The organism is Kocuria sp. CPCC 205263, assembly GCF_040981075.1.
GTDB lineage: Bacteria > Actinomycetota > Actinomycetes > Actinomycetales > Micrococcaceae > Kocuria > Kocuria rosea.
Map to the genome: position 1 here is coordinate 18,571 of NZ_JAVKPV010000002.1, position 20,525 is coordinate 39,095.

Sequence of the window (20,525 nt, forward strand, 5' to 3'; positions counted from 1 at the left end):
GTCAGCGGCCGAAGGGCAGCCGAGGGTCGACCGCCGACTCGTCCCAGGTCCGGCGGATCCAGCCGTGGTGGGGGTCGTCGCTGATCAGCCACTCCCGCACCCGGCCCGGGCCGGCCATGACGTTGAGGTAGTACAGGTCGTAGCCGGGGGTCGCCATGGCGGGCCCGTGCCAGCCGTAGGGCACCAGGACGACGTCGCCCGAGCGCACCTCAGCGCTGACGTCGATGGGGCGGTCGTCCGAGGCGTAGACCCGCTGGTAGCCCATGGGATCGGTGCCGCCGGCCTCCGGCACGGGCATGCCCTCGGCGAGCTGCGTCTCGAAGTAGTAGATCTCCTCGAGCGCGGTCTCCCCGTCCTTCTCCTCGTCGTGCTTGTGCGGCGGGTAGGAGGACCAGTTGCCGGCGGGGGTGAGCACCTCGCACACGATGAACCGGTCGGCCTCGAGGGCCGCCGGGGTGCCAAAGTTGTGCACCTGGCGCGAGCAGTTCCCGGCCCCGCGCAGCTCCACCGGGATCTCCTCGCGGGTCACGATCCGTGTCGGGTGCTCCGCGCGGGCGGGCGCCGAGGCCACGGCCACCCGGCCGCCGGTGGCGGTGGACACGGTCAGGTCCCGGCGGATCCCGGTGTAGAGGACGTCGGTGGGGCCGGCGAAGACCGACGGCCGGCCGGCGAGGTCGTGGCGCTCGCCGCCCGTCTCGGCGGTGAAGCTCCCCGCCAGGGGCACCACGATGCGCTCCTCCTCGGCGGCGTCCAGGTGGATCCGTCCGCCCGGGGCGAGGTCGGCCACGCGCAGGCCCGTGTGGGCCCAGCCGGGGACCTCGGTGGCGGAGTCGTGGCCGCCCAAGGAGACGAACCAGCCGTCCTGGGCGGCGGAGTCCTTGGGGTGGACCCATTCGGGGCGGGAGCTGTCGATGTGCATGGGTCGGTGTGCCTTCCGGTGTCGTCGTCGTGCGGTGGTCTCGGGCCGCGGCGGTGGTCCGGCGCTCAGCGCTGGACGAGGGTCAGCTCGAAGGTGTACTTGTCGGCCCGGTACACGTGCCGGCCGGTCTCCACCTGCCGGCCGAGGTCGTCCATGGCGGTGCGGTGCATGCTGACCAGCGCGGCGCCGGGCTCGACGCCCAGCTGCTCCGCCTGGAACGCGTCGGCCGAGACGGCGCCCACCCGCTGGTGGGCCAGCTGGAAGTTGACGCCCTGGCCGCGCATGAGGGAGTACAGCCCTTCCTGCTCTAGCTGCTCGCGGGTGAGCTCGCAGAGCGCGCAGGGGATCCAGTTCTCCATGAGGGCCAGCGGCTCGCCGTCCGTGCCGCGCAGGCGCACGAGGTGGTAGACCTCGTCGCCCGGCGCGATGCCCAGCAGCAGCGCCACCTCGTCGTCGGCAGGGATCCGCGCGAAGTCCAGCACATCCGTGCTGGGACTGCCCCCGCTGCGCTGGAGGTCCTCGTGCAGGCTGGTCAGTTCGAGCGAGCGGCGGACCTGGCTGCCCACCACCTGGGTGCCCACACCGCGCTTGCGTACCAGCAGCCCGGCGCGCACGAGCTGGTCCATGGCCTTGCGCATGGTGGGCCGGGAAAGGTTGAGCCGGTTGGCGAGGTCGATCTCGTTGTCCAGCTTGGTTCCCGGGGGCAGCTCACCGCTGCGGATCGCGTCCTCGAGCCCCTGCGCCACCTGGTGGTAGAGGGGCACGGGGGAGGTCTTGTCGACCGTGAGACGGAGTGGGCCGGACATGGTGGACCTCCAAGGAGTGGAACCGAGAGGGCGGGACCGCCGACTTCCTCCATTGTGAAGGGCGAGATGTGAATATGTCCATACATTCTATTGACATCTGTGATCCGGGTCACCCAGGATGATCCCCAAGCGGACGGCCCAGGCGGCGCCCGCAGGCGCGAGGCCCCGCAACGACACGAGGAGAACATCCCATGACTGCACGACGTCCTTCCCCCGAGAGCCTGCGGCCGAGGGCGCCCCGGCGTCTCCTGGCGGCCGCCGCCCTGCTGGTCCCGGCCATGGCGCTCGCCGGCTGCTCGTCCGAGGGCGGCCGGGAGACCACGGCCGCGGGCGAGGGCGGGGGTGGCCAGGTGGCTCAGACCGAGTCGATGAAAATTGCGATGGTCACCCACGCTCCTCCCGGGGACACGTTTTGGGACACCATCCGCAAGGGGGCGGAAGAGGCTGCCGCCAAGGACAACGTCGAGCTGCTCTACGCCTCCGACGCCGAAGCAGGCCGCCAGGCCCAGCTCGTGCAGCAGTACATCGACCAGGACGTCGACGGCATCGCGGTAACCCTGGCTACGCCTGACGCGATGCGCGATGTCTTGGCCAACGCCGAGGAGGCCGGGATCCCCGTAGTCTCCCTCAATGCCGGAGAGAACGAATTCCAGGAGCTCGGCGCCTTCGCCCACTTCGGCTCGAACGAGCAGCTGGCCGGGGAGACGGCCGGTCAGCGGCTGAAGGAGGAGGGCATTCAGCACCCGATCTGCGTGATCCAGGCTCAGGGCCATGTGGGGCTGGAGGCCCGGTGTGCTGGTGTGAAGGAGGCGCTGCCGGAGACGGAGATCCTCTACGTGCAGGGCACCGACATGACCCAGGTGTCCTCGACCGCCACGGCCAAGCTGCAGGCCTCTCAAGAGGCGGACGCGATCATCGGCCTCGGCGCTCCGATCACCATGACCCTGCTCGAGGCGAAGGAGTCGGCCGGCAGCGACGTCACCGTGGCGTCCTTCGACATGAACGGCGACCTTGCCCAGGCCGTCGTCGACGGCGACGTGCTGTTCACCATCGACCAGCAGCCGTGGCTGCAGGGCTACCTGTCCGTGGACTCCCTGTGGCAGAACCACCGCGGGGCATTCAAGATCGGCGGCGGCCAGCCGACGCTCACCGGTCCCGCCGTCGTGGACTCGTCGAACGCCGAGCAGGTCCTCCAGTACGCCCAGGAAGGCGTCCGCTGAGCGGGCCCGGGAACCAGGAGCAGAAGACCATGACCTCCACCCGTACACCGGCCGCCGCACCGGCGCCGGACCGCGGCTCCTCCGGAGCCCCCTCCACGCCCACCGCCGCGGCCCCGGCCGACGAGCGGATCCAGACCAAGGGCCTGCTGGGCACCTTCCTGGCCCGCCCCGAGATCGGGGCGCTGGTCGGGGCGATCGTGGTGGCGCTGTTCTTCGCCGTCGCCGCGCCCTCGATCACCCAGGCCCAGTCCATCTCCACCGTGCTCTACGGGGCCTCGACCATCGGGATCATGGTGGTCGGGGTGTCCCTGCTGATGATCGGCGGGGAGTTCGATCTGTCCACCGGTGTGGCCGTGATCACCTCGGCGCTGGCCGCCTCGATGTTCAGCTGGTTCTTCGCCGTCAACGTCTGGGTCGGGGTGGGCATCGCCCTGCTGACCTCGCTGGCGATCGGTCTGGTCAACGGCTGGCTGCTGATGCGCACCAAGCTGCCCTCCTTCATCGTGACCCTGTCGACGTTCCTCATGCTCACCGGGCTCAACCTGGCGCTGACCCGGCTGATCGGCGGCTCGGTCTCCTCGCCCTCGATCAGCACCATGGACGGCTTCGACTCCGCCAAGGCGATCTTCGCCTCCTCGGTGACCATCGCCGGGGTGAACGTGCGGATCACGGTGTTCTACTGGATCGCCCTGGTCGCGGTCGCCACGTTCATCCTGCTCAAGACGAGGATCGGCAACTGGATCTTCGCCGTGGGCGGGGACGAGAACGCCGCCCGCGCCGTGGGCGTGCCGGTGGCGAAGACCAAGATCGGTCTGTTCATGGGCGTGGGCCTGTGCGGCTGGCTGCTGGGCATGCACAACCTCTTCGCCTTCGACTCCGTGCAGTCCGGGGAGGGCGTGGGCAACGAGTTCCTCTACATCATCGGCGCGGTGATCGGCGGGTGCCTGCTCACCGGCGGCTTCGGCTCCGCGATCGGCGGTGCCCTGGGCGCGCTGATCTTCGGCATTGCCTCCCGCGGCATCGTCTACGCGGAGTGGAACCCGGACTGGTTCAAGTTCTTCCTGGGCCTGATGCTGCTGCTGGCCACCATCGTGAACATGTACGTGCGCAAGCGCGTCGAGAGGAAGTAGGTGACCACCGTGTCGACGCAGAACACGCCCACGGGCACCACCCCCGACACCACCGACACCGCCGCGCCCCTGGTGGAGCTCACGGACGTCGGCAAGCGCTACGGCAACATCATCGCCCTGCGCGAGGTCACCATGACCGTCGACGCCGGGAAGGTCACCTGCGTGCTCGGTGACAACGGGGCCGGCAAGTCCACCCTGATCAAGATCATCGCCGGACTGCACCAGCACACCGACGGGACCCTGCGGGTCGGCGGGGAGGAGACCACCTTCACCTCGCCCCGGCAGGCCCTCGACGCCGGGATCGCCACCGTGTACCAGGACCTGGCCGTGGTCCCGTTGATGCCGGTGTGGCGCAACTTCTTCCTGGGCTCCGAGCTGACCACCGGGTTCGGGCCGTTCAAGCGCCTGGACGTGGCGAGGATGAAGGAGACCACCAAGCAGGAGCTCGCTGACATGGGCATCGACCTGCGCGACGTGGACCAGCCCATCGGGACGCTGTCCGGCGGTGAGCGCCAGTGCGTGGCCATCGCCCGCGCGGTGCACTTCGGGGCCAAGGTCCTGATCCTGGACGAGCCCACCGCGGCCCTGGGCGTGAAGCAGTCCGGGGTGGTGCTGCGCTACATCCTCCAGGCCAAGGAACGCGGCCTGGGAGTCGTGTTCATCACCCACAACCCGCACCACGCCTACCCCGTGGGGGACCGGTTCCTGCTGCTCAAGCGCGGGCGGTCCATCGGCTACTACGAGAAGAAGGACATCCTGCTCGGGGACCTCACCGCCCAGATGGCCGGTGGTGCGGAGCTGGAGGAGCTCACCCACGAGCTCGAGCAGCTCGGCGGGCACACCACCCAGATGCAGCAGGTGAAGGCCGACATGGCCGAATCCCAGGCCCGCCCCCGCGCCTGACCGGACCCCGGCCCCGCGCCCCCGGAGAACTCCGGGCGCGGGGCCGGTCCCACAGCACCCTCCCCTGTCGAAAGGACTTCCCGCCATGACCGTCCGGATCGGACTGATCGGCGCCGGCCGCATCGGCGCCATGCACGCCGCCCACCTCGCCGCACTGCGCGATCCCGGGGGTGAGCCGGCGGTGCGGCTGAGCATCGTGGACGCCGTGCCCGAGCAGGCGGCCGCCGTGGCCGGCCGGACGGGGGCAGTGCCGCTGCCCACGGTCGAGTCGCTGCTCGAGGACGGGGTGGACGGCCTCGTCGTGGCGACCGGCACGGCCACGCACCCGGAGCTGATCCGGACAGGCCTGGCCGCGGGGCTGCCGGTCTTCTGCGAGAAGCCGGTGGCGCTGTCCGTGGCGGAGGCGCTGCCCCTGCTCGACGAGATCGAGCGCGTGCAGGGCGTGGTCCAGATCGGTCACCAGCGCCGCTTCGACCCAGGCTACGTCCGGGCCCGGGAGCTGTACGCCGCGGGCGAGCTGGGCTGGCTGCACACCGTGCGCGCCGTGACCGGTGACATGACCCCGCCGCCGGTCGAGTTCCTCGCGACCTCGGGCGGGCTGTTCCGGGACTGCTCCGTGCACGACGTCGACGTCCTCCGCTGGATCACCGGCCGCGAGGTCGTCGAGGTGTACGCCCGCGGGTCCAACCGCGGGGACCCCCGGATCGGCGAGGTGGGCGACGTCGACACCGCGCTGGCCGTGCTCACCCTCGACGACGGCACGGTGGCCACCGTGGCCGCGACCCGCTACAACGGCGCGGGCCACGACGTGCGGCTCGAGCTGCAGGGCTCGAAGGGCTCGGTGGCCGTGGGGATGGACGAGCACATGGCGATGCCCTCGGCCGAGCCCGGGGTCGGGTTCCCGGCCGGGCCCCCGCACACCACGTTCCACGAGCGCTTCGCCGAGGCCTACCGCCGCGAGATGGCGGCCTTCGTGCGGGTGGTGCACGGGGAGATCCCCAGCCCCTGCACGGCCCGCGACGCCGTGGCCGCCTCCCGGGTGGCCGACGCCGCGCAGCGCTCGCTCGAGACGGGCGTCGCCGTCCGGGTGGAGCATCTCGGGGCGTCCGACGGCTCGGCGCCGCCGGTCCGCCGGCCCGCCCGCGCGTGAGCGCGCCCGGCCGCCCCGGGGCGCGGGGGCCGGGTCAGACCAGGACGATGGTGCGGTTGCCGGAGAGCACCACGCGGCCCTCGGCGTGCCACTTCACGGCGCGGGACAGCGCCTGCATCTCGGCGTCGCGGCCCACCGCCACGAGGTCCGCCGGGGTGTGGGCGTGGTCCACGGGCATGACGCGCTGGGCGATGATGGGGCCCTCGTCGAGGTCCGCCGTCACGTAGTGAGCGGTGGCCCCCACCATCTTCACGCCCCGGGCGTAGGCCTGGTGGTAGGGCTTGGCGCCCTTGAACGAGGGCAGGAACGAGTGGTGGATGTTGATGCACTTCCCCGACAGCTCCCGCGTCAGCTCGTCGGAGAGCACCTGCATGTAGCGGGCCAGCACGACCAGCTCGACGTCGTAGCGGTCCACGAGCTCGAGCAGCCGACCCTCGGCCTGCGGCTTGGTCGCTGCCGTGACGGGGACGTGGTGGAAGGGGACCTCGTGCCACTCCACGAGGCTCTTGTGATCGAGGTGGTTGGAGACCACGGCCACGATCTCGATGGGCAGCTCGCCGATCCTGGTGCGGTGCAGCAGGTCCGTGAGGCAGTGGGAGAAGCGGGACACCATGACGAGCACCCGGGTCCGGCGCTGTACGGGGACCAGCCGGAACCGCATGTCGTGCTGCTCCGCGACCGGGGCGAAGCCCTCGGTCAGGGACTCCACGGTGGCGGTGCCGGCCTCGCTGACGGTGTGGCAGCGGATGAAGAACTCGTCGGTGAAGCGGTCCGAGAAGTGCTTCACGTCGAAGATGTCGCAGCCCTGCTGCGTCAGGTTGGACGTGATGGCGCTCACGAGCCCGTGGGCCTCGGGGCAGTGGACGGTCAGGACGTGTTCGACGGTCCCCTGGGCGGGCATGGGCGGGCTCCTCGGCGCTGGTGACGGGTGCGCCGCGCGGTCCGGTCTCGACGACGGCGGGCGCGGCCCTACGATCCTAGCCCCAGCGGGCAGGGCGCCAAGACGGCGTGCGGAGTGGGACGACCGAGGCGGAGGAGGTGCGGTGTAGACCGATGGCCGCGGGAACGGGCGGTAGGAGTCCGCCCGGCGCGGGGAGAGATGCGCCTCCCATGGAGGACCCGCGGCCATCGGCAGGCGTTGAACGCCTCAACAGAGGAGAGCCGTGGGCTGAGCGGCTTTCAGAACACGGATGCCGCAGACGGTGCACCCCCCAGTGCGTCCGAATCGGTCCGATCCGTGCAATTTCCCCCATTGCTGTGGTTCTCACCACGATCGCCACCTTATCCGACGCGGTGCCGCGTCCGCACCCGGTTTCCCCGGGGAATTCGCGGGACGGGCCCTGAGCCGCCGGCCGCCCCCGGAACGTGGGCCGGTCGGCGGGGCGCGGGGGCGGCGGAATCGGGGGGAAACCCGCTCCGACCAGCGGTTTCACGGACGGTCCCCGACCCGGGGGTCCGCCGGCCGCCCGGGATGTCCCCTCAAATGAGGACAGGTTCGATTTGCCTTCGTGACGACCGGGCCGGTCAGGCGACGCTCGTGTTGAACAGCAGGCCGAGGAGATAGGTGGCCAAGGCGGCGCCGTAGCCGATGGCCAGCTGGCGCAGCCCGCGCTTCCAGGGGGAGGCCCCGGAGAGCAGCCCGACCAGGCCGCCCGTCACCAGCAGGGCGAGCCCCACGAGGACGAGGGCCACGAGCATCGCGGGGATGCCGGTGAGGCCCGCGAGGTACGGCAGGATCGGAATGATCGCGCCGGAGGCGAAGAAGCAGAAGCTCGACGCCGCGGCCCCCAGATCGGTGCCGAGCGCCACGGTGGAGTGCGGCGCCGGCTCGTCCTCGACGGTGTCGCGGAACGACCGGGAGGGGTCGCAGTCGCACTCGAAGAAGCCCAGTCGCTCCGCCGCGCGGTGCTCGGCGGCCTCCTCGCTCATGCCCCTCGCCCGGTAGATCAGCACGAGCTCGTTGGCGTCCAGGTCCAGGTTCGGCGCCACGTGGAGCGTCACCTGGGTCGGCTGGGAGGCGTCGAGCAGCTCGCGCTGCGAGCGCACGGACACGAACTCCCCGGCCCCCATGGACAGCGCCCCCGCGAGCAGGCCGGCGACGCCCGCGAAGAGCACCATCCCGGGGGAGGTGCCGGTGGCGCCCACGCCCATGACCAGCGCGAGGTTGGACACGAGGCCGTCGTTGGCGCCGAAGACCGCCGCCCGGAAGTTGCCGGAGAGCTTGTGCCGGCCCTCGGTGGCGAGGGCGCGGATGATCTCCTCATGCACCGCCTCGTCGGCCGCCATGGCGTCGGACGCGTCCTCCTCCCGGTCGTAGGGGGAGCGGCTCTCGGCGCGCTGGATCAGGGCCAGGACGAAGACGGAGCCGAAGTGCGTGGCGAGGAAGATCAGCAGCCGGGAGTACAGGGACGGCCGGGCCTCGGCCTCCGCGTGGGGGCCGAGCAGCCGGACCCAGTGCTCGGCGTGGCGCTGCTCGGCCTCGGCGACCTGGCGCAGGATCTCCTGCTCCCGGCCGGTGCTGCGGGCGGCGAGGAGGCTGTAGATCCGCGCCTCGGCGCGCTCCTCCGCGAGGTACTTGCGCCAGCGGCGGATCTGTCCGCGCTCGGGCCGGGCCGGTCGGGCGGGGTCTCCCCGGGGCGTGGGGGCGTGGGCGTCGGGTGCGGGTGTCATGCGGCCTTCCTCGGGCCCGGCGCGGCCCGGGGCGGCACGGGGCGCGCGGGGTCCGACCGGGGTGCGGTGTCGTCCGGAAGGTCTCGTTCGCCCGCGGGCACGGGTGGGCTGCCGGGACTCCTCGTCGAGACCGGGATGGCGACAGACCGACGGGTGCAGGGCACCCGGGAACTACTCCCCTTCGCTTCCCGATGAGTGTAGACCCGGGGCGCCGGCCCCGGGATTCGGTGCGCCGAAGCCGTGCGGGAGTGCTCAGCGGGTGGCGGCCGCCGCGGGGCGGCGCAGGATCGCGTACGACCCGATGCCCGCGAGCATGCCCCAGAACGGGGAGACGATGCCGTAGGGGGCGATGCCGGAGACCGTGACCACCAGGGTGATGAGCGCCGCCTCGATGACGGCCGGCTGGTGCCGGCCGGGGTGCATGCTGTCGAAGAAGGACCCCTGCAGGGCGCCCAGCAGGGCCACCCCCGCGAGGGCAGTGATCATCCCCGGGGGGATCGCCGCGAACGCGGCGACGACGGTGTCCGCGAACAGGCCGAAGAGGACGTAGAAGACCCCGCACGAGATGCCGGCCACGTAGCGGCGGCCGAGGTCCGGGTGGGACTCGGGGCTGGTCGCGATGCCCGCGGTGACGGCCGCGAGGTTCAGGGCGTGGCTGCCGAAGGGCGCGAAGGCGACCGACGCGACGCCCGAGACGCCGAGCAGCAGCCGGTCCCGGGCGGCGTAGCCAGCCGTGTGCATCATGGCCAGGCCCGGGGCGTTCTGCCCGGCCGCGGTCACGATCAGCAGCGGGATGCTGATCCCGGCGATCGCCTCCCACGAGAACGTGGGCACGGTCAGCACCGGCTGGGTGAGGGACAGGTCCAGGGTCACGGGCTCGATCCGGCCGCGGACGAGAGCCGTCAGGACGCCCAGGCCCAGCGCGGCGAAGACGGCGTAGCGGGGGAAGAACCGCCGGCCCAGGAGGTAGCCGAGGACGAGGGCGCCCGCCACCCACGGGTTCTCGACGACGGCCGCCGCCACCTTGATGGCGAAGGGGAAGAGCACGCCGGCCAGGACGGCGGCGGTGATGGGCTTCGGCACGGCGGCCAGGATCCGGCCGATCAGCCCCGTCACGCCCAGGACCAGGCCCAGAACGCCCGTGACCACGTAGGCGCCCACGGCGTCGGAGAAGGAGTAGCCGCCGAGCGAGGTGATGAGCAGCGCCGCCCCCGGGATGGACCACGCCACCATGACGGGCTGGCGCGTCCACAGGCTCATGAGGGCGCACGTGACGCCGGAGCCGACCGAGACGGCCCACAGCCAGGAGGAGGTGAGCTCCGGGTCGAGCCCGCCCGCCCGGGCCGCCTCGAGGACCACGAGCACGGGCCCCGAGTAGGAGACGACGACGGCCACGAAGCCCGCGAGGGTCGCCGACGCCGACCAGTCCCGCCGGAGGCCGCGGGCCGGCCGACCGGCCTGCCGGGTGGTGCTCGGCACGTGGCGGCTCATGGGGTGCTCCTCGGGGCGGGGTCGGATGACGGCGTCCGACCGCAGGACCGGACGGCGGCGTCAGGACCGGACGGCGCGAGCCGGGGTCGGGACGGCGGACCGTGCCAGCCTAGGACGCCGCTCTCCCGGTGATAAATATCGATCCTGCATGATTCTCCGCCTCCGGCATATGAGTCGGCGGGCGGGGTCAGGAATCGACGGTGTCCGGCGCCGCCGGGGTGCGCCACTGCCGGCGCTCGGGGGCGATGACCGAGGCCTCGTCGCGGGTCTCCGCGGGGAAGGAGCCCACGCCCCAGTGGAAGCGGTACGGGTCGGCGCAGCCCCAGCCGAAGCGCAGGCCCTCGACGAGCTTCTGCGCCGCCTCCGGGAAGCCCAGCGGGGCGGTGGTCCACGGCTGGTCCCGGCCCGTGGGCTCGTTCCACTCGTCCTCGTGGAAGAAGGTGGCGTCCACGGGCCAGGCCGCGTGCGCGAGCTGGCCGCCCGAGAGCACGGCGCACTCCACGCCGTGCGGGCCGACCCCGGCCCACGCGACGGGGGCCTCCGACCGGTCGTCGTCGCGCTCGTACTCCACGACGAGGAAGTCGTTCCAGGGCAGCCGGGCGAGCACCGTGGCGATGAGTAGGCGCAGGTCCTCCCACACGTCCTCGTCGGCCACCGGGGCCGCCGCGTCCGTCAGGACCACGCCGATGCCGGCGCGGCCCAGCATCTCCTGGGCCTCCGGGGTGGCCAGGTCGGACCAGGTCCTCGTGTCGGCGAAGCCGTCCCCCATGGGCTCCCCGGCCGGCTGGCGGGCGGAGGCGAAGCGCATGGCCTCCTCCCAGGAGCCGAAGAACCGGCGGACGCCGTCGAAGTAGGGGCGGCGGGTGCTGCCCGCCTCCTGCTCGACGACCCACCGGCCGTAGCGGGCGGTGGTCGGGTGGTGGCCGGTGCTGCGGCAGTGGGAGAGGAACGCCGTCACGGCGGTCGCGTACTCCTCCTCCGTGAAGACGTGCTCGAGGGCGGGCTCCGCGCCGGCCTGCAGCCCGATCCGCTCGAGCGCCACGTCCCACCGTCCGCCGCCCAGGCGCTGGGAGACGGTGCGCTCGGGCGCGGGCCAGTGGTGGGCGAGCACGCACAGGAAGTCGGACTCCGTGCACAGGCCCAGCCGTGCGATCTCGTAGCTGTGCGCGCTGAGCGGGCGGCAGGAGGCCTTCTCGGCGCAGTGCTGCTGGGCGGCCCCGATCAGCCCGAGGGTCCGCCGGGTGAGCGAGCCGTCGGCGTCGGACGCCGCGAGCAGCCCCGTGACGTCGCGGACCAGGGCCGTGCTCAGGTTCAGCGCCGCGTAGTCGGGGGCCGGGGCCAGGCCGAGGTGCTGGGCCATGACCAGCCACACGCCGGCGCCGACCGCACCGTCGTTGAGGTCCGGGGCCGAGGCCTCCTGCGGGAAGCGCTCGCCCAGGTGGGCGATCGCCGCGTCCAGCAGGGCGGTCGACTCCTCCGGGAACAGCAGCTGGAAGCGCATCCGCACCTGGCCGCGGGTCATCCCGCGGTCGGCCATCGCGTGGATCAGGGAGCCATAGCGCTGCACGAAGGCTGCGAGACCCGCCACGGCATGAGGCATGGAGGATCCTCCGGTCGGAAGGTCAGATGGTCGGATCGGCTCGGGGAAGGCGCCCGGGCCGAGGAGGCCGCGTTGCCGTACGACACCACGCCGCCGCACGACACCACGCACTTCCGATGCTAGTGCCTGCTCCCCGGTCGCCGTGCGTGCGGGGGAATGTGACCCCCTGATGACGCGTCCAGCAACGGCCGGTGGACGAACCCGCAGGTCACGGCGTGAGCAGGCCCCGGATGTCCTCGGCGGTGAGGGCGCTGGAGAACATCCTGTCGTCGTCCAGCACGGCGGTGAACAGCCTGGCCTTGCGCTCCTTGAGCTCCATGACCTTCTCCTCGATCGTGTCCCGGGCCACGAGCCGGTAGACCATGACCTTCTTCTGCTGACCGATCCGGTGGGTCCGGTCCACGGCCTGCTCCTCGGTGGCGGGGTTCCACCACGGGTCCAGGAGGAAGCAGTAGTCCGCCTGGGTAAGGTTGAGCCCGAAGCCGCCGGCCTTGAGGCTCACCAGGAACACGGGGACCTGCCCGGACGTGAACCGCTCGAGCACCCGGGCCCGGTCCGTCGTGGAGCCGTCGAGGTAGGCGTAGGGGATCCGCAGCTCGTCCAGGCGGGCCGCCGCCTTCTTGAGGAAGCTCGTGAACTGGCTGAACACCAGGGGCCGGTGGCCCTCCGCCACGATCTCGGGCAGGTGCTCGAAGAGCAGGTCGAGCTTGCTCGAGGAGACGTCCGCCGTGGGGTCCACGAGGGACGCGTCGAGACTGAGCAGGCGCAGGGTGGTCAGGGACTGGAAGATCGTGAACCGGTTGCGGTCGAGGTCGCGCAGCAGGCCCAGGACCTTCTGCCGCTCGCGCTGCAGGCGCGTGTCGTAGATGCGGCGGTGCGCGGGGGAGAGCTCCACCTCGATGGTCTGCTCGAGCTTGGGGGGCAGCTCCAGGTCCACGGACTCCTTGGTGCGGCGGAGCATGAGGGGCTTGACGCGGCGGCGCAGCCGGGCGAGGGCGGCGGCGTCCTCCCCGCGCTCGATGGGGCGCTGGTAGGTCTCCGTGAACTTCCGCCGGGACGGGAACAGGCCGGGCGCCGTCAGGGACAGCAGCGCCCACAGCTCCACGAGGCTGTTCTCGAGGGGGGTGCCCGTGATCGCCAGCTTGAACGGGGCGTCCAGGTCCTTCGCGGCCCGGTGCGCCTTGGTCCGCGGGTTCTTCACGAACTGCGCCTCGTCGAGGAGCACCCCCGCCCAGGGCATCCCCCGGTAGGCGGCCTCGTCCAGGCGCAGCAGGGTGTAGGAGGTCACCACCACGCGGGCGCCGGCGGCGGCGTCCACGAGATCGGTGCCGGCCTTGGCCTGGGTGTCGGTCACGCCCACGACCGGCAGGGACGGGGCGAAGCGGCGGATCTCCGCCGTCCAGTTGGGCACCACGGAGGTCGGGGCGACCACCAGGAACGGGGGGAGGTCCGGGTCGCGCTCGACGGCCCGGCAGATCAGGGCGATGGCCTGCACGGTCTTGCCCAGACCCATGTCGTCGGCGAGGATCCCGCCCAGGCCGTGGTCCCACAGCACGCTCAGCCACGAGTAGCCGTCGCGCTGGTACGGCCGCAGCTCGGCGTGCAGGGTCGCGGGCACGGGGGGCGCCTCGAGGGTCTCGAGCTCGAGCAGGGAGCGCACTCCCTCCCGCCAGGCCTCGGCCTGGTCGGTGTCCGTCGCGACGTCCTCGAAGTCCTGCCACAGCCCGGCCTGGTGGCGGTGGATGCGCAGCGGTCCCTCGGGGGTCTCCTGCAGCGAGCGGGCCTCGGCGATCAGCTCGCGCAGCCGGTCGAACTCGGGGCGGTCCAGGGAGAACCAGGACCCGTCCGGGGCCAGCATCACGTCCTGGCCGAGGTCGAGGGCGCGGAAGACGTCGGCGAAGGAGATGTAGAACTCGCCCACCTTGACCGTGACCCCGAGGTCGAACCAGTCGCGGCGCTCGGTGGCGGCGGTGCTGACGGTGATGGTGGGCGGGTCGGCGATCTGCTGGTAGGCCATGCGCCCGCCGGTGTGCTCGATCCGCAGGTCCGGGACCTTCTCGAGGGCTGGCAGCCACTCCCGCACGAGCACCAGCGCGTCCTGCGCCACGTAGCTCGAGCGGCGGAAGTCCACCCCCGGCGCCCGGTGCCGGACGGCGGCGGTGACCGCCGTCTCCCAAGACGACTCGCGGTGCACGGGCTCGTCGGCGAGCGGGTCCTCGGGGCGGAAGGGCAGCAGGATCCGGTCGCGGCCCTTCTGGTACTCCCACTCCCAGCGGGCGCGGATCGTGAGCTCCTGGTGCTCCAGGGTGAGCACCAGCTCGGGGTCCGCGACCTGCGGCAGCTCGATGGACCCGTCCCCGGTGTCCACGTCCATGCTGCGGTGCAGGCGCGGGAAGTAGCGGTCGAAGAACTCCTCGACCTCGTCCTCGGGGATCCGCAGACCGCCCGCCGTGTCCAGGAACCGCCGCTGCTCGCGGGTGAGCCGGGTGGCCAGGGGCACGAGGCGCAGCGGGAAGACGTTGAGGTCCTCGGTGTCGGCGACGTCCTGCGGGTCCCCGTCCGGGGCGAACAGCCCGTGCCCGGGGTCCCCGATGATCCGGGCGGTGCCCAGGGCGATCCGGCGGCCGCCGCTGTCCACCGTGGGCCGCAGCTCGAGGTCCTTCCCGGGCCCGCGCAGCACGTCCACGTGGAAGCGTCCCGGCTCCTCGACCGTCACGGACAGCCCGTGCTCCCGGCCGACCAGGGTGACCCCGGCGGTCTCCGCCCGGCCGAGGATGCCCCACAGGAGGGGGGAGGCGTAGGAGTCGAGCCGGATCCAGTGCCGGTCGTGCACCGCGTAGGGGGAGCGGGTGGCGCTCAGCGCCCGGAGCTCGTCGAACCAGTCGACCTGCGCGGGGCTCAGCGACCACCGGCCGGCGTCGGCGGTGACGCTCTCCCAGTCCAGCCCGCCCTTGATCCACCCGCCCCGCCGGCCCCGGCGCACCGGGCGGACGTAGAGGTGCCACGGCGAGCCCGCTCGGCCCGTGCCGTGCACGTAGCGGTACGGCTCCCGGCGCAGGTCGAACTCCAAGGCCACTCCCTCGAGCTCCTCCGCGGGCGGTTCCGCTGGGTCCGGCCCGCCCAGGATCTCGGTCAGGGCGTCCTTCCAGTCGGGTGCCCCGCCCCGTCGCACGGACGCGGTGCCCACCCGGGGGGCGGTACCCCCGGGGGCCGAGGCGCCGGCCGGGGACGACGGCGCCGCGGTCCCGCCCTGCTGGTGGGCCCGGACCGCGGTCTCGAAGTTGTGGCGCAGCACGGTGGCCACGGCGTGCTTGCAGAACCCGCCGGCCGGGCAGCTGCACCAGGCCGGTCCCGGGGCGCCGCCGACCCCGACCCGCACGGAGACGGAGTACACCGCCCCGGAGCCCTCGACCTCGGCGGAGAGGCTGCCGGACCCCTCGGCGCCCGGGGACCAGCGCACGGCGCGCACGCGTCCGGTGCGGAAGTACTCCTGGCCGCGGCGGAAGACGGCGGGCCCGGAGGCGGCGACGAGCCGCCGGGAGTCCACGAGGGGACCGGGAGGGGAGTGCATCGTCCCACCGTATCGGGCCGGGGCGCCGGGCGCCGCGCGTGCGGAGCGGCCCCGCGGGCTCTCTATAATCGAGGCGACCCCTCGAACGACGACAGCGGCCCCACGTGCGGCCGCGGACGGAGGACTCGTGCCCGACACTGCTGGGCTCCGCCTCGGAGACCATGCCATTGCCGACAGTGCCGAGGAGCTCGCCTACCTCCGCTGGAACGACGCGGTCTGCGCGGCGTTCTTCGGCCCGGAGCGGGCGGGAGAGCTGATCTACCTCGACCTCGACGACAAGACGCTCGCCGCGATCGGCGAGGAGCGCGGCCTCGACGGGCCCTCGACCCTGCGGGCGCTCGCCGACTCGGTGACGCCCCTGCTGGTGACCGAGGACGGGCGGCGCTCGGTGTTCGACGTGTTCAACCGGCTCAACGGCCAGTGGTACCGCGCCACCCGCCGCAGCCTGGACTCCATCGCGGAGATCCCGCCGCCGCCCGTCGTCGCCCTGCTCGCCCTGTTCGCGCTCGCCGGGCGGCACATGTCGACCCTGGCCGCGCGCACGGGCAACAAGTCAGTCTCCACGTTCTTCCTGCCCCTGACCGTGCTCCTGCAGGCCGGGCCGGAGAACGCGAAGGCCCTCGAGTCCTCCTTCAAGAAGGACACCGAGGCGTACTGGGACGCGCTGCGCTACTGGCTCGAGCTGCGCAACGGCGAGATCGGGCTGCCCACGGCGTACGCCGTGAACCAGCGGCCGGTCGGGCTCGCGCTGTCCCAGACGATGTTCGGCGAGGCCGAGCGGCGCCAGCTGCACCGCATGTTCGAGGACCTGGGGATGACCACCGCGCAGGGGCTCTCCGCCGCCGAGCTCGGGGTCTACCTCGACTTCTGGCTCGACATGGCCGAGACGAAGGCGTCCAAGGCCATGAAGCAGGTCTGGGCGAACCCCCTCACCCGCGAGCCCGGTCTCGAGATCGCGCTGGCGGAGCTCGCGGTCTGGGAGCAGTCCCGCGAGCAGGCCCGCGCCGAGGTCCGCGCGAACGGCCGGGGGCCTGGCCGCAGCGCCGTGAAGTCCTGCTCGCTGTCCCTCACGGACAGCACCGACTACGTGGGCAACCCCGTGTTCGAGCTCGGCTTCGTGGTGCCCAAGCGCTTCCTCTCCGGCCGGGAGGTGGAGCTCGAGACCACGGCGGGGCCCCGCACCGTGTTCCTGTCCTTCATCGGGGACGCCTTCCTGGGGGTCTCCGCCTACACCGCGCGGATGGACCCGGGGACGCTGCTGGGCGGGACCCTGCAGCTCAGCGCCGGGGACGTGCGCTTCGAGCGCCACCCGCGCCCCGTCGTCATCTTCGCGAAGGACGGGTTCTCGGACACCTTCATCTCCGTGGACCACATCCCCGCGGCCTGGCCGTGCCGGATCATGGTCCGGGACGAGCCGGAGTGGATCGCCCAGATCAAGCGGATCCTCGACGACTCCGCCTCCCCGGACTACCGCTTCGTGGAGGCCGGCAGCCACGGCCTCGCCGAGGGGTGGGTGATGTTCGACGACGTGCAGGTGCTGCGCGCGGGCAACCCGGAGCTGACCGCGAACGACAACTTCTCCGGCCTGGTGCCCCGTCTCGTGCCCGCCGTGACCCTCTCCGGCGGGCTGCGGATCCCCGGCGACGTGGTGCGCTGGTCCGCGCTGCGCCCGCCGCAGGTGACCATCACCTCGGACACGGACGCGCCCCTCACCGTGGAGTGCGAGTGGCGCAACCCGCACTCCTTCAAGCTGGAGAAGGCCAAGCTGGTGGAGGGGCGCGTGCCCCCGTTCCAGATTTCGCTGCACGGCACGCCGATGGCGCGGGCGGACCGGACCCTCAAGCCCAACGACTACACCCTCGTCCTCAAGGCGGGGCGCACGGTGCGGCAGCGCCGCGAGTTCAAGCTCCGGGACTCGTCCTTCCACCTGACCCAGCGCTCCCTCGGCTACGAGGGCGAGATGGTGCACGTCGAGGAGGAGCCCCTGTGGCCCGTCACCGCGGGCATCGTGGCGGAGCTGCCCGAGCGGTACGTGCAGGGCGCGTTCGACAACCTGCCCGCACGGGTGGCGGCCGGGGACCACGAGGTCCCCGGCGCCCCGGGCTGGCACTCCTCCGAGGGGCAGCTGCTGCTCGAGCGCACCAACGCGCTGCCCGAGCCGGAGGGGCGCTCCTGCCTGGCCACCGGCCGGCACCGCATCGTGTTGCCGGCCATGGAGCCCAAGGCGAAGGCGCCGTGGATCTTCGGGCAGTGCGCCCAGTGCGGGCTGCAGAAGCGCTATCCGGGCCGGCTCACGAAGCCCTCCGCGCTCACCTCCACCGGTTCCGTGGAGGCGCTGCGCTTCATCGGCCCGGACGAGGGGGAGTACCCGACGTCCTGGGCGCCGTTCCGGGACGCCCTCACGTTCCTGGGCGGCGGGAAGCGCTCGAGCCTGTCCATCGTGGCCCGCCAGCTCGAGGACTCCGAGCGGTTCGAGGAGTGGTTCGTGGGCCACCTGCAGGCCCTCGGCTTCCTCGAGGTGGTCCGCGACGAGCACTGGACCGTGCGGCGCTGGCAGGTCTGCGGGCCCTCGCTCACCCAGCTCGTGGACGGCTCCGTGCTGCTCACGGGCGGCTGGACCCCGGAGAAGGAGGCCGTGGTCGCGGAGGCGGCCGCGGCCCAGGAGGCGTCCGTGGTGGTGCTCTCCCCGGAGGACCACGGGACCACCCTGCTGCAGGACGTGGACCTCGGGACGCTGCAGGAGGCGCTGCCGGTGGGGCTGTGCGACGTCGTCTTCGACGCCGGGCCCGCGATGCTGGAGACCCTGCCCCCGCTGTCCGAGGTCGAGGAGCAGCTGCGGCGCGCGGAGATGCAGTACAACGGGGTGGCCGAGCGCTTCGTCCCCGAGGACGCCACGTGGGAGCTCACCGAGGACCGGAACCGCCCGGGGCTGTACCGGATCAACCACCACCACCGGACCCGGTACGCGTTCCGCACCCCGGCCGACGTCGAGTCCGGCCACGCCCGGTTCGTGGCCTCGGGCATCGGCAAGCACTTCGCGGCCCGGCAGGCGGGGGTGCCGATCGTCTCCTACGACCCCGAGCTGGAGCTGCTCTCCGTGCCCATCGGCGCCGAGCTGGCCGGGCTCTACGCCCGCGCCGCCGTCCTGTGCTCCGGGCTGCTGCCCGCCAAGGTGGACGAGGACTTCTCGCTCAACTACGGGGACGTCACGCCCGAGTTCGCCCAGGCCCTGGTGGACAAGCTCATGAGCTGAGCGGGCGGCCGGGACGGACGGGCCCCGGGTCGGTGTGCGACCCGGGGCCCGTCCGCGCCCGGCCCGGCGCCGGGGGTGCTGCGCAGGAGGCGCTCAGGCGTCCGCGGCGATCAGCTCCGCCGCGCGCTCCCCGATCATGTAGACGGTGATGTTGGGGTTGACCGTGGTCAGCTCCGGCATCACCGAGGCGTCGGCCACGCGCAGACCCTTCACCCCCTTGACCCGCAGCTGCGGGTCCAGCGGGGACATCGCGTCGTCGGCCGGTCCCATCCGGCAGGACCCGGCCGGGTGGTACACCGTGTTGTGGGTGCGCCGGACGTAGTCGGCGATCTCCTCGTCGGTCTGCACGTCCGGGCCCGGGAACAGCTCCGCACCGGCCCACTCGGCCAGCGCCGACTGGGCGACGATCTCCCGGGCCCTGCGGATCCCGGCGGTCATGATGCGCAGGTCGTAGCCCTCGGGGTCAGTGAAGTAGCGGGGGTCGACCCGGGGCTTGTCTCGGAAGTCCCGCGAGCGCAGCCGCACCGTGCCCCGGGAGCGCGCGTGGGTGACGTTCGGGGTGAGGCAGAAGGCGTTGTCCGAGGTGGGGTAGCCCTGCCGGTAGGTGTGCAGGTCGAAGTTGACCGAGCCGTAGTGCATCATCAGGTCCGGCCGGTCGGTGTCCGGGTCCACCTGGGTGAAGATCCCGGCCTCCCACCACTGGGTGGACTCGGTGACCATGGGCCGGCGGGCCTCCCACTGGAGCACGCCCTCGGGGTGGTCCTGCAGGTGCTCGCCGACGCCGGGGGCGTCCACGAGCACGTCCACGCCGACCTCGCGCAGGTGCTCGGCGGGCCCGATCCCGGAGAGCATCAGCAGCTTGGGGGTGTCGATGGCGCCGGCGGAGACGACCACCTCGCGGCGGGCGCGCACGGTCCGGGCCGTGCCGAAGGCGTTGTCGACCACCTCGACGCCGGTCGCCCGGCCGTCCTCGACGACCACGCGCTTGGCCTGGGTCGAGTGCAGGACCGTGAGGTTGTCCCGGTCGGCGGCCGGGTGCAGGTAGGACACGGACGAGGAGGCCCGGGTGCCGTCGGCGCGGCGGTTGACCTGGAAGAAGTTCGCGCCGTTGACCACGGTCTTGCCGGTGTTGAAGGTGGTGCGCGGGATCCCCGCCTGCTCGCAGGCCTCGAGCAGGGCGACGCCGCAGGGGTCGTCGTCCGGGATCTGCATCAGGTGCACGGGCCCGTCGTGGCCGTGGTGGGCGCCCTCGTCGTCGTTGGTCTCGAGCTTCTGGTAGAGCCGGAAGGCGGTCTCGGCGTTCCAGCCCTCGGCGCCGTGGACCTCCTCCCACTCGTCCAGGTCCTCGGCCGGGGCCCAGAACGCGATGCACGAGTTGTGCGACGAGCAGCCGCCCAGCACCTTGGCGCGGGCCATGCGCATGTGCGAGTTGCCGTTCTCCTGCTCCTCGACGGGGTAGTCCCAGTCGTAGCCGGACTCCAGCAGCTCCATCCACCGGCTGAGGGTCAGCACCTCGTCGATGTCCCGGTCGTGCGGTCCGGCCTCGATCAGCCCGACGCTCACGGACGGGTCCTCGGACAGGCGGGCGGCGACGACGGCGCCGGCGGAGCCGCCGCCGACCACCAGGTAGTCGAACTCCTGCGGGGTCTCGGGCGCTGGGGTGGTGCTGGGCGTGGTCATGTCTCTCCTCGGGAAGGTCTCGGGAAGTTTTCGGGGCCTGGCGGTTCTCGGGGCGTGGCAGGTCTCGGGACGTGCGGGGTCGGGGGCGCGCCGGCGTCGTCGTCGTGCGGGCGACGACGACGCCGGGCGGGC

The 20,525-nt window shown here is 72.5% G+C and carries 13 protein-coding genes; 5 read left to right on the top strand and 8 right to left on the bottom strand.

The window, feature by feature from the left end; translation table 11 throughout:
• Position 1: 1 nt before the first annotated feature.
• Together iolB and RF647_RS02560 are read right to left on the bottom strand one after the other, a co-directional pair.
• Positions 2–919, bottom strand: a complete 918-nt coding sequence (gene iolB / locus RF647_RS02555) for a 5-deoxy-glucuronate isomerase (RefSeq protein ID WP_368810369.1) — start codon at positions 917–919, stop codon at positions 2–4.
• Between the two features lie 65 nt (positions 920–984).
• On the bottom strand, positions 985–1,725 hold the full coding sequence (locus tag RF647_RS02560; RefSeq protein WP_017832138.1) for a GntR family transcriptional regulator: 741 nt from the start codon (positions 1,723–1,725) through the stop codon (positions 985–987).
• 278 nt (positions 1,726–2,003) lie between these two features.
• Here RF647_RS02560 and RF647_RS02565 point away from each other — a divergent pair, with 278 nt between their 5' ends.
• From RF647_RS02565 to RF647_RS02580, 4 genes are all read left to right on the top strand, one after another.
• Positions 2,004–2,945 carry a substrate-binding domain-containing protein gene (locus tag RF647_RS02565; RefSeq protein WP_368810708.1) on the top strand — a complete coding sequence of 314 codons (942 nt, stop codon included), beginning with the start codon at positions 2,004–2,006 and terminating at the stop codon, positions 2,943–2,945.
• Between the two features lie 29 nt (positions 2,946–2,974).
• Complete coding sequence (locus tag RF647_RS02570; RefSeq protein WP_368810370.1) at positions 2,975–4,075, top strand: ABC transporter permease; 1,101 nt, start codon at positions 2,975–2,977, stop codon at positions 4,073–4,075.
• A complete protein-coding gene (locus RF647_RS02575) occupies positions 4,076–4,978 on the top strand; it encodes an ATP-binding cassette domain-containing protein (protein WP_368810371.1) in 903 nt (300 codons plus the stop codon).
• An 85-nt stretch (positions 4,979–5,063) separates the two neighbouring features.
• Positions 5,064–6,128, top strand: coding sequence for a Gfo/Idh/MocA family oxidoreductase (locus tag RF647_RS02580; protein WP_368810372.1), 1,065 nt, complete (start codon positions 5,064–5,066; stop codon positions 6,126–6,128).
• A gap of 34 nt (positions 6,129–6,162) precedes the next feature.
• On the opposite strand, the gene purU is transcribed toward RF647_RS02580, so the two are convergent.
• The 5 genes from purU to RF647_RS02605 form a co-directional block, all read right to left on the bottom strand.
• Positions 6,163–7,029, bottom strand: a complete 867-nt coding sequence (gene purU / locus RF647_RS02585; protein WP_368810373.1) for a formyltetrahydrofolate deformylase — start codon at positions 7,027–7,029, stop codon at positions 6,163–6,165.
• A 623-nt stretch (positions 7,030–7,652) separates the two neighbouring features.
• Positions 7,653–8,798: a VIT1/CCC1 family protein gene (locus RF647_RS02590; RefSeq protein WP_368810374.1), complete on the bottom strand. Its 1,146-nt coding sequence runs from the start codon at positions 8,796–8,798 to the stop codon at positions 7,653–7,655.
• Positions 8,799–9,050: 252 nt separating this feature from the next.
• On the bottom strand, positions 9,051–10,289 hold the full coding sequence (locus RF647_RS02595; protein WP_368810375.1) for a benzoate/H(+) symporter BenE family transporter: 1,239 nt from the start codon (positions 10,287–10,289) through the stop codon (positions 9,051–9,053).
• A gap of 187 nt (positions 10,290–10,476) precedes the next feature.
• On the bottom strand, positions 10,477–11,889 hold the full coding sequence (locus RF647_RS02600; protein WP_368810376.1) for a hypothetical protein: 1,413 nt from the start codon (positions 11,887–11,889) through the stop codon (positions 10,477–10,479).
• A 208-nt stretch (positions 11,890–12,097) separates the two neighbouring features.
• The gene (locus RF647_RS02605; RefSeq protein WP_368810377.1) at positions 12,098–15,460 is read right to left on the bottom strand and encodes an SNF2-related protein; all 3,363 of its coding nucleotides are present in this window, start codon (positions 15,458–15,460) and stop codon (positions 12,098–12,100) included.
• Between the two features lie 127 nt (positions 15,461–15,587).
• Between RF647_RS02605 and RF647_RS02610 the strand changes: the two genes are divergently transcribed.
• Positions 15,588–18,713, top strand: coding sequence for a hypothetical protein (locus tag RF647_RS02610; protein ID WP_368810378.1), 3,126 nt, complete (start codon positions 15,588–15,590; stop codon positions 18,711–18,713).
• Between the two features lie 93 nt (positions 18,714–18,806).
• Here the strand turns inward: RF647_RS02610 and RF647_RS02615 are convergent, their stop codons facing one another.
• Positions 18,807–20,393 carry a GMC family oxidoreductase gene (locus RF647_RS02615; protein WP_368810379.1) on the bottom strand — a complete coding sequence of 529 codons (1,587 nt, stop codon included), beginning with the start codon at positions 20,391–20,393 and terminating at the stop codon, positions 18,807–18,809.
• Positions 20,394–20,525: the final 132 nt, after the last annotated feature.